General features: G+C 51.7%; 9 protein-coding genes. 4 read left to right on the top strand and 5 right to left on the bottom strand.

Annotated elements, in window-relative coordinates; translation table 11 throughout:
• Positions 1 to 59 precede the first annotated feature (59 nt).
• The gene (locus J8X26_RS24690) at positions 60 to 1,217 is read right to left on the bottom strand and encodes a diguanylate phosphodiesterase (RefSeq protein WP_208952258.1); all 1,158 of its coding nucleotides are present in this window, start codon (positions 1,215 to 1,217) and stop codon (positions 60 to 62) included.
• A 431-nt stretch (positions 1,218 to 1,648) separates the two neighbouring features.
• Between J8X26_RS24690 and ttcA the strand changes: the two genes are divergently transcribed.
• Entirely contained in the window at positions 1,649 to 2,584 is a 936-nt protein-coding gene (ttcA, locus tag J8X26_RS24685) for a tRNA 2-thiocytidine(32) synthetase TtcA (RefSeq protein ID WP_152327110.1), read from the top strand.
• Positions 2,585 to 2,641: 57 nt separating this feature from the next.
• On the opposite strand, the gene J8X26_RS24680 is transcribed toward ttcA, so the two are convergent.
• The 3 genes from J8X26_RS24680 to J8X26_RS24670 form a co-directional block, all read right to left on the bottom strand.
• Positions 2,642 to 3,319, bottom strand: a complete 678-nt coding sequence (locus J8X26_RS24680) for a hypothetical protein (protein WP_208952257.1) — start codon at positions 3,317 to 3,319, stop codon at positions 2,642 to 2,644.
• Positions 3,320 to 3,601: 282 nt separating this feature from the next.
• Entirely contained in the window at positions 3,602 to 4,585 is a 984-nt protein-coding gene (zntB, locus tag J8X26_RS24675) for a zinc transporter ZntB (RefSeq protein WP_208952256.1), read from the bottom strand.
• Positions 4,586 to 4,743: 158 nt separating this feature from the next.
• Positions 4,744 to 5,700 carry a LysR family transcriptional regulator gene (locus J8X26_RS24670; protein WP_165057752.1) on the bottom strand — a complete coding sequence of 319 codons (957 nt, stop codon included), beginning with the start codon at positions 5,698 to 5,700 and terminating at the stop codon, positions 4,744 to 4,746.
• 112 nt (positions 5,701 to 5,812) lie between these two features.
• Between J8X26_RS24670 and J8X26_RS24665 the strand changes: the two genes are divergently transcribed.
• Positions 5,813 to 5,956: a hypothetical protein gene (locus J8X26_RS24665; RefSeq protein WP_208952260.1), complete on the top strand. Its 144-nt coding sequence runs from the start codon at positions 5,813 to 5,815 to the stop codon at positions 5,954 to 5,956.
• A gap of 228 nt (positions 5,957 to 6,184) precedes the next feature.
• Here J8X26_RS24665 and J8X26_RS24660 read toward each other — a convergent pair whose 3' ends face one another.
• Positions 6,185 to 6,814, bottom strand: coding sequence for a helix-turn-helix domain-containing protein (locus J8X26_RS24660; RefSeq protein WP_244370843.1), 630 nt, complete (start codon positions 6,812 to 6,814; stop codon positions 6,185 to 6,187).
• A gap of 82 nt (positions 6,815 to 6,896) precedes the next feature.
• Here J8X26_RS24660 and J8X26_RS24655 point away from each other — a divergent pair, with 82 nt between their 5' ends.
• Positions 6,897 to 7,163, top strand: coding sequence for a helix-turn-helix domain-containing protein (locus tag J8X26_RS24655; RefSeq protein ID WP_208952255.1), 267 nt, complete (start codon positions 6,897 to 6,899; stop codon positions 7,161 to 7,163).
• 14 nt (positions 7,164 to 7,177) lie between these two features.
• Positions 7,178 to 7,414, top strand: a 237-nt coding sequence (locus tag J8X26_RS24650) for a DNA-binding protein (protein ID WP_280118844.1), incomplete at its 3' end; no start/stop codon positions are given.

The raw sequence follows: 7,414 nt of genomic DNA, 5'->3' as shown, positions 1-7,414 counted from the left end.
CGTAAGGATTGCCTGAGAAAGTCAGCGACGAGGGGAGCTTTTATCTAAATCCGATTTATTCAACAAAGCCCCTGGAAATTACACACCCCTGCCGCATCCAGCCACATCCACTCTTCGGGTTTTTCAACGCCTGTCGCGATAACAGAGATTTCTAACGCTGAGCAGAACCTGATGATGGCCTGCACGACGGCCTGTTTCGGTCCGCTGGTATGGATGTCACAAATCATATTGCGATCAATCATAATTTTGTCCGGCTGGCATTGCGTCAGCAGCAATAATCCCGCAGAACCCGCACCAAAATCATCGATCGCCAGACGCATTCCCGAGGCTTTAAGTTGTTTCATCGCGGTGGAAAACTTGTCCTCACGGGTTATGACGCCGTTTTCTGTGATTGCCACCACAATTTGTTCAGGAACCAGGCCGCCGGCAATGATGTCATTAACCAGAGACTCCACAGCATCCGGCACCATGACAAGTGTCATAGGCAAAAGCTTAATTGAAATCGTTTTGTCGCCGATCCCCATTTTTTGCGCCATGGCAAAAGCCAGCTTTTTGGATTTGAGATCCGCCTCATAGATCGTTGTTCCGGACAGCCGGGAGTAATACTCCATCGCTGAGCCACCTTCCGGCCCGCGGATTGTCGCTTCATAAGAAATAATCTCGCGGCTCAGCGGGTCTACAATTGGCTGGAATGCAAAACTGTAGTCCTGCATCTCGGGAAAGATAAATTCTACTTCTGCTTTCAGAGGTTCATCGGCGATGAAAGACCAGGAATCAGCCGGGAGAATTTCGAGATAATTTTCCTTCTCCCGGGCCTGCACAAAGGTGCACAGAAATTGAAGAGCCCGGTCTTCATAAGTGAGACGATATTTAGATGTTCCTTTATCGAGCACCGCCTGAAGCACCTCATCTTCGTGATGATGCCTGAGGTCAAAAAGCTCCATCCCTACATTGCCGAAGCGACGTGACTGTGCATAGTCGCGCATGAGAACCACCACGTTATGGTGACGCTGATCCTGGCAAATCATACTGTAGAGTGCGTCCACTGCCTCTTCCGGCCCTTCCAGCAACTGAAAGAAGTGCATCCCGTCGAAAAGCAGAATGCCTGTAATGCTCAAAAGTTCGTTGTTAACATTGGCTTGTGACACCATGTCGATCAGTGAAGCAGAGTGAACATGTTCACTGATATGGCTGCGATAAACGAGAGTTAAAAGCATCGGGTGTTTCCAAAAGGAGCTTGTTTAGACTCTCAGGGTAGCAGAAATTTCGGTTATAGAAACATCCCAATCTATCATTTTTCCTTATGAAATCAGACCGAGAAACGGCGGCAATGCCCTAAAGTGCCGGCAATTTAGATGAAGGGATTGGGCAAGAAAAAACCATTCATGCAGCACAAATCTGTGGGGGAGCAATTAAACGGGTCAGCCAGCAGGCTTTTAACTTGCTGTCACCGGTAGCGCCAAACCTTCCCTTTCTTAATCTGCTATAAAACGCGCTGACATTCGGCGGCGTAATCCGTATCATACGCGCCACAACGCCGTCCGGCCGGAAGACAAGAGCTGCGCGCAGACCGAAACGCACAATGCTAAACTCGCGCTATGACGACCACGCCCTTCTGGTGCCCCTTTTTGAGTCAGAGTTACTATTAATGTCAGAAATTCAATCAGTTGATAAAAAAGCTCAGTACAACCTGAACAAATTACAAAAGCGCCTGCGCCGTGAAGTCGGTAAAGCGATCGGTGACTTCGGTATGATCGAAGAAGGCGACCGTATTATGGTTTGCCTGTCCGGTGGTAAAGACAGCTACACCATGCTGGAAATTCTGGGCAATCTGCAAAAAAGCGCACCGGTGAATTTTTCCCTGGTGGCGGTGAATCTTGACCAGAAACAACCGGGCTTCCCGGCGCATATCCTGCCGGAATATCTGGAAAAGCTGGGCGTGGAATACAAGATTGTCACCGAAGACACCTATGCCATCGTGAAAGACAAAATCCCGGAAGGCAAAACCACCTGCTCCCTGTGTTCGCGTCTGCGTCGCGGGATTTTGTACCGTACCGCGACTGAACTGGGTTGTACCAAAATCGCCCTCGGCCATCATCGCGACGACATGCTGCAAACGCTGTTCCTCAACATGTTTTACGGCGGCAAGCTGAAAGGCATGCCACCAAAACTGATGAGCGACGACGGTAAACACATCGTGATCCGCCCCCTGGCGTATTGCCGTGAGAAAGATATTGAGCGTTTTGCCGTTGCGCGCGAATACCCGATCATCCCTTGCAACCTGTGCGGTTCGCAGCCAAACCTGCAACGTCAGGTCATCGGCGATATGCTGAATGACTGGGATAAAAAATACCCTGGCCGTATCGAAACCATGTTCAGCGCGATGCAAAACGTGGTGCCTTCACATCTGAACGACATGAATCTTTTTGATTTCAAAGGGATTAAACATGGCGGCGAAGTGGTTGATGGCGGCGATCTGGCGTTTGACCGTGAAGAGATCCCGATGCAGCCTGCGGGCTGGCAGCCTGAAGACGACGAAACGGCTGTGCCGGTTGAACGTCTGAACGTGCTGGAAATTAAGTAAGATTTCGTCCGGAAGTCACCGTTTGAAAAGCCCGCGCTGATGCGGGCTTTTTGCTTTTCAGACCAGCGTGAACGTTTCGGTCCAGTTGTAGTTGGTCATCACCAGCCTGACCGGGAGGCTGAGTGCTCCGAAGTTTCGATGCTGATTTTCATGAAACCAGATGCGCAGCGGTTCCGGCAGGTATTGAGCGCTGTAACGCAGCAGCGTGCTGTGCCAGAAAATCGGCGGGATCTCTGTATGAGGAAACCGCTCGCGGATTTTTTCCGCCCACGGCGTTTTCATCAAATCATCCACCAGCGATTGTCTGACCCGCTGGCTCTCTTCATCAGGAAATCCTGCAAGCAGCAGCTGATCCGGCAACGCAATCAGCCGCAAATCGCGGATGTGCATGATAAGGCCGTCGCAATGCTTTCTGAAAATAGCGATTAATTCACCGGTTCCCGGCGCGTCTTCGGGTTTGTCATACAGCGCCTGCGTGACGGGAAAAAAAGTAAAATGCATGCCGTCAGGCGGCGCGACGTCGGCCAGCGGGTCGCCCTGCGTCACCGCTTTCAGTTCCGATAACAGCCCTGCCATAGCCGGTCCGGCGCGGTTACCGCTGGTGATCGCCAGACGGGTGGGATGGTAGAAAGGTTCAGAGCGGACAACGCCGGATTCCGGGTGAGAATTCCAGATTTCCAGCGTTCTGCGGGTCGCGTCGTCATACGCTTTTTGAATCATTTCGGCGGTGTGCAAGACAGACTCCTGGGTATTCGAAAATGAGATCGTTCCGGCAAAAGTGCCTGTGAATGCACCTTGCGGGGCATAAACCTCAAAAAGATTGAGCGAAATCAACATTAGAACTGTTGATTGGGTGCAGTATCTATTTCGCAGGTGAATGCAACGTCAAGCGATGGGCGTTGTGCTCCATATTGTCTTATTTCCAAATTTTTAGAATTAATGCATAGCACAATTTAATTCGAACGACGCCGGTCTTATGACCGGCTTTTTTTTGCCTTTTTTCAGGCAATTAGTACATTACAGCCAGCGACTTTTCTTCAGCCACCACGCCACAACAACCCCCAACAGCATCAGAAATCCGCAGAAAACCCCGAAACCTAAGGGCGACGTATTGCCGGGGATCCCGCCGAGGTTCACACCGAACAGCCCCGTGAGGAAGGTGGTTGGCAGGAAGATCATCGCCAGCATCGACATGGTGTACGTGCGGCGGTTGAGGGAATCGGCCATCAGTGAACTGATTTCATCGGAGAGCACCGCGGTACGCGCGATGCTGCCATCCAGATCGTCGAGCCCTCGCCCGAGACGATCGGAGATTTCCTGCATCAGGCGGCGGTCGTCGTCGTTCATCCACGGCAAACGTTCGCTCGCCAGACGCGAGAAGACGTCACGCTGCGGCGCCATATAACGGCGCAGGACAATCAGTTGTTTGCGCAGCAACGCCATCTGACCGCGCTCCGGCACCTGTTGTTCCATCAGGTCGTCTTCGATATCAATGATTTTGTCGTGCAGGTCTTCGATGAAATCGCTGGTGTGATCGGTCAGCGCATCGCAGGTTTCCACCAGCCATCTGCCGGTATTTTTCGGACCGCTGCCGGCTTGCATATCGCTGATCATCTCTTCCATCGAGAACACCTTGCGATGACGGGTCGAGACGATGATTTTATCGGTCAGATAAACGCGGATCGTGACCAGCTGGTCCGGTCGTGCATCCGCATTCAGATTGATGCTGCGCAAGGTGATTAAGGTCCCTTCGCCGACGCGCACCACTTTTGGCCGCACGCTGTCACCGGCCAGCGCTTCACGCACGGTATCGGGCAGCACCGGCGTATTGCTGATCCACCGTTCGCTTTCAGGCCGCGTGTAATCCAGATGCAGCCAGCACGGCTTTTCATCGCTCGCCACGCACTGCGGGCTGATTTCGTTCACACCGCCCTCGCCGTTCATCTGGAATGAATAAACGGCGTCGGCAACCTGTAGTTCATTTCCCTTTATCACTTCCACGATACTCCTCGCTTTTTCTGCGTTATCTGTTTTAAGTTTAGCGTTAAGTGCTTGAAGTTCCAAAACACAACTCAGGTGAAAACCCTTCACCTCAATATCCCGAAGCGATCATGCCATGAGTGGGCGTGAAAAATGTAAACAGCGCCCGCTTTACTGTTTCACAATTTTCCAGAGTATTTCAGACTGCCCGGTGCCTGCATTTCGGCCAGATCCGGCATAACGCCGCGCATCACTTCCAGGAATTTACGCAGCCGCGCCGGATAATAGCTGGAATACGGATACACCAGATAGACAGGCAACGGCAGTGCGTTCCAGCCGGGCAAGACACGCTGTAAATGCCCTTGCGCAAGATCGTCCTGCACCACCCACGCTGACACAATGCCCGCGCCCAGACCGGAAAGCACGGCCTTGCGCACGGCGTATAAGCTGTCAGTCGCCATGCGCGGCGCAATCATGCAGCTTTCCATTCTGCCGTCGGTATCGTGGCGCAGCATGACTTCATTACGGTAAAAGGTGCTGAGGGCAACCCAGGGTAAATTCGGCAGTTCGCAGACCTGCGTCACCGGATGTTGTTGCAGCAATTCGGGCGTGGCGATAACGATACGCGGCACTTCGGCCAGCAAAACCGCCACCATCGACGGATCCGCAACGTTCCCCACCTGAATTGCACAGTCGATATCTTCAGAGAGGAAATCCGGCGTGCGGTCGTTGAGCATCCAGTCCACCGTAAGGTTCGGATACCGCTGTAAATAGCGGGTCAGCGGCCCGATCAGCTGATCCTGCCCGAACGCATGCGGCGCACGCACGCGCAGAGTGCCCACCGGTTCATCTCCCGCGCCGTGTAACTGATCTTCCAGCGACGCCCAGCGTTCGAGCAATAATTTGGCCTGCGCGTAACACCGTTCGCCGTCGTCGGTCAGTTTCATGGCGTGCGTGGTGCGAAGAATCAGCCGGGCACCGAGCATTTTTTCCAGCGACTGCAAACGGCGGCTGACCGTTGGCTGGCTGGTGCCCAGCTGGGCGGCGGCGGCGGATAAACTGCCGCTTTCGACAATACGAATGAACGTCTGCATTAAGTCGATGCGGTCAATACCGCTGGTGAGTGGTGTGTTCATACGCCTCACGTATAACAGTTTTACCTTTGTACAGGCTACCACTTATAACCGTTCGGGTGAAGAATGCGTGCCATGACCTCCACACAACACACGTATTCATCAGGAAAACATCATGTCAGACATCACCCAAACCTCTGCAACCGCCGCTGAACCAGCGCTTTCCGGCAAAATCATTTTTACGCTGGCCGCCGGTGCCGGGCTGAGCGTGGCATCGATTTACTGTGGGGTGGTAATCATTTTGATACTGATCGAGTGAACCTCGACTAAGCCGTCATCCCTTTACTGGTGCGGCTTGAGAGAGATTTAGTGATTTGATACTCGCCATAAAAAAATGACTAAAAAGTGATTTTTTTGAACGGTATTTGAGTTGGAATGATTGTGGTTTGAATAAGTTTGAAAGGCGTTTAAACGGTTTCTGAATATGGTCATGTCAAAAGTGGCCAGCCAGATCATGGCAAGACTATGGCGCCCATCTATAATTTATCTAGCTAGCCTGCCGCTTATCGGTAATTGGGCCTCCTAACGCTGCCCTCTGATCCCCCTCAGCAGCCCCCTCTCTGATTTGCCCATACACACGAAGAACCTGCGCTCTTTCGTTCTCAGTGAGCTGCAAGAAGTCCGTGATATCCGCCATGCCGTTGAGTGCACTCATGATGCCGGTCACACCGTGCTCTAAGATTGCGTCTACTAAGGCGTTTCTCTGTGTATCTGAGAGCATCCGCAATACGATGTCGATCTTACCTGCTTCTTTATCCTCACTAACTTCCTCGACCTTTTGTTCGGTTCCACATAATAGCCAGATTAATGAAACATCACATGCATGCGCCACAATAGCTGCACTGTCTATTCCTGGATAGATAGCACCTTTTAGGTATTTTCGAATTGTCGTTTCAGACATGCCGCATCTTCTAGCAAGTTCGCTGTTGCTCATGCCACTCATGGCCTCTTTAAGTCTCTCACTAAAACGGTTTATTCCTGACGAGACAATAATCCGCTCTCGGTTTTTTGCATCATCACCGGTTTTTTCCTTATAACCACCTGTTTTTATATCACTTTCTTTCATATTTTCCGCCATAACATCATCGGACAATAAACCGATCCAAAGTATTGACATCGGTTTATTGTCCGAGTAAATTTAAATGCATCCGATAACCGTATTTGATTATCGGTTTAGATAAACCTGAGAGGATCACACAATGCAGTTGCCCAAACAAGATCTGACCCATTTATTCGTTACACCAGGGCGCGACTGGTCAAGTAAGGCCATCATTGCCGCACTTGAACAAAAAGGGGCTACTTTGCAGGGAATTGAAAATGAACTTGGCCTTGGCACCGGATCTCTTCGCAATGCCTTCTATCGCCATGTACCTGGCTATGAATGCGCAATCGCACAAAAAATCGGGATTTCGCCCGATTTGATCTGGCCTAACCGTTATCAGTCCGATAGCCGCCTGAGCGCGTAACTGGAGGATATGAAATGTCAGTATGGTTAACAGCTAAGGAATGCGTCTCCCTGCCGGGTATGCCGGGCATGGAGCATAACGTGCGCAATAAATTAGATAAGCTGGCGGGTGGGAGCGTGGAATTACGCCGCCGCCGCGAAGGCACCAAAGCTTTCGAATATCACGTTGATTGCCTGCCCGAAGAAGCGCGAAAAGTTGTGCAGGCCCGTGCGGCGCAGCGTGTGCTGGCGGAATCCCGTGCCTCTGCTCCT

This window comes from Rahnella sp. ChDrAdgB13 (assembly GCF_017655185.1).
In the GTDB taxonomy this organism is placed as follows: domain Bacteria; phylum Pseudomonadota; class Gammaproteobacteria; order Enterobacterales; family Enterobacteriaceae; genus Rahnella; species Rahnella contaminans.
Note: the sequence above shows the minus strand (reverse complement) of the source record. Positions and strands in the feature narration are given on the sequence as shown.

Excerpts from the sequence above, each read along its gene's own strand:
- J8X26_RS24690 (WP_208952258.1), bottom strand. The coding sequence starts at position 1,217 with ATGCTTTTAACTCTCGTTTATCGCAGCCATATCAGTGAACATGTTCAC.
- ttcA (WP_152327110.1), top strand. The coding sequence starts at position 1,649 with ATGTCAGAAATTCAATCAGTTGATAAAAAAGCTCAGTACAACCTGAAC.
- J8X26_RS24670 (WP_165057752.1), bottom strand. The coding sequence starts at position 5,700 with ATGAACACACCACTCACCAGCGGTATTGACCGCATCGACTTAATGCAG.
- J8X26_RS24665 (WP_208952260.1), top strand. The coding sequence starts at position 5,813 with ATGTCAGACATCACCCAAACCTCTGCAACCGCCGCTGAACCAGCGCTT.
- J8X26_RS24660 (WP_244370843.1), bottom strand. The coding sequence starts at position 6,814 with ATGTCAATACTTTGGATCGGTTTATTGTCCGATGATGTTATGGCGGAA.
- J8X26_RS24655 (WP_208952255.1), top strand. The coding sequence starts at position 6,897 with ATGCAGTTGCCCAAACAAGATCTGACCCATTTATTCGTTACACCAGGG.